Source organism: Actinomadura sp. KC345, from assembly GCF_004348515.1.
GTDB lineage: Bacteria > Actinomycetota > Actinomycetes > Streptosporangiales > Streptosporangiaceae > Spirillospora.
This window is the reverse complement of the sequence record NZ_SMKH01000571.1, coordinates 1-1,348: the sequence shown is the minus strand read 5'-3', so window position 1 is coordinate 1,348 and position 1,348 is coordinate 1. Positions and strand designations below refer to the sequence as shown.

Sequence of the window (1,348 nt, the reverse complement as noted above, 5' to 3'; positions counted from 1 at the left end):
GGTAGGACGCGCTCGGGAGGCCGGGGTTGACCGCGAGTTGCCAGTCGGGATGCGGCCAATGGCGGGACAGCTCCGACAGCGACGCCTCCCGGTGGTGGACCGCCTGCCCCTGAAGGGAGCGATCCATAGCCTCGGGCGAGGTGAACGCCAGCACGAACGTGCCGTCCCCGAACTGGGCCGTGGCGAACTGGTGCTCGGCGGCCCCGGGATCACCGGGAGCGGGCAGGTACAGGACCGCGCGCGCGAGAAGTTCCAGGTAGGCGTGCTGGTCGCCGCGTTCGCGCGCCTCGGCGAGCGCCCTCTCCAGCGCGGAGCCGGACGGCCGGGGGGCGCGCGCGGAGGAGGCCGGGCGGGCGTCGGCGTCGGGGACGGCCAGCGGGATGCCGAGGCCCGGCAGCGCCAGCGGCCCGCCCTCGGGTCCGGACCGGCTCGCCTGGTAGACGAGTTCGAGGGGCGATTCGACGCGGTAGACGTCGCGGAACGCGCCGACCATCAACCCGGCGAGGAGCGCGCACGCCTCCAGATGCTCGGCCGCGGCGCGGGCACCGCCGCGATCGCGCAGCGGGAACTGGTGCCACCAGTTCTTGCGCTCCTCCTCGTCCGGCGGCTCCCAGCCCAGCGACCTCAGCCGCCGTTCCTGCCGAGGGGCCAGCGGACGGGGCAGGAACGCGCTGCTGACCGCCTCCGAGTCGAGCACGCCCTCCGCCCTCATCGCCTGCACGTAGGGCAGCCCGCTGGGCCCCTGCACGATGAGGAACGACGTGACCGGCAGCCGGGAGAGCTCCAGCGTCAGCCGTTTGGCGAAGTCGTTCCAGTCCACTCGGGGTCCACTTTCACGTCCGCGGGGCGGGGGCCGTACTGAACGGTAGCCGAACGGTACTTCACTCGGTTCGCGGAGCGGGAACGGCGTCCGCCCTTACCGGCGCCCAGACGCCGCCGATGGCGTCGTAGACCGCGAGGGGCGTCTCCTCACCGTCGCCGGTCCAGCGCCAGAGGCGGGCTCCATGGGGGAGCCGCATCGCGACTCCGGCAGGCTGCCGGCTGGCAGCGTGGCGCCGGCCGGGGGGCGCGCCCAGGGGGAGCGCCGCCGCCTCCTGGTGCGCGCGCTCCGGTTCGGAACGCCCCGGTTCAGCGCGCTCTGCTTCAGCGCGCTCTGCTTCAGCACGCTCCGGCTCCGGCCGCGGTGAGTCGAAAGGTCGCGGTTCGGGTTGCGGCGGCTCAGGCCACGGCGGTTCCGCCTTCGCCAATGGCTCGGCGCTCTGCGGTGGTTCGGGAGCCCGGGGTGGTTCGGGAGCCCGGGGTGGTTCGGGAGCCCGGGGTGGTTCGGGAGCCCGGGATGGTTCGGGAG

The 1,348-nt window shown here is 74.3% G+C and carries 2 protein-coding genes; one reads left to right on the top strand and one right to left on the bottom strand.

Annotated features, from left to right (window positions below; genetic code table 11):
* A partial coding sequence (locus E1281_RS39660) for an SseB family protein (RefSeq protein ID WP_131884810.1) occupies positions 1–820 on the bottom strand: 820 nt, incomplete at its 3' end.
* Between the two features lie 184 nt (positions 821–1,004).
* Here E1281_RS39660 and E1281_RS41015 point away from each other — a divergent pair.
* Positions 1,005–1,187 (top strand): hypothetical protein, encoded by a 183-nt coding sequence (locus E1281_RS41015; RefSeq protein WP_165959330.1) that lies wholly within the window; start codon positions 1,005–1,007, stop codon positions 1,185–1,187.
* Positions 1,188–1,348 lie beyond the last annotated feature (161 nt).

Excerpts from the sequence above, each read along its gene's own strand:
- E1281_RS41015 (WP_165959330.1), top strand. The coding sequence starts at position 1,005 with ATGGGGGAGCCGCATCGCGACTCCGGCAGGCTGCCGGCTGGCAGCGTG.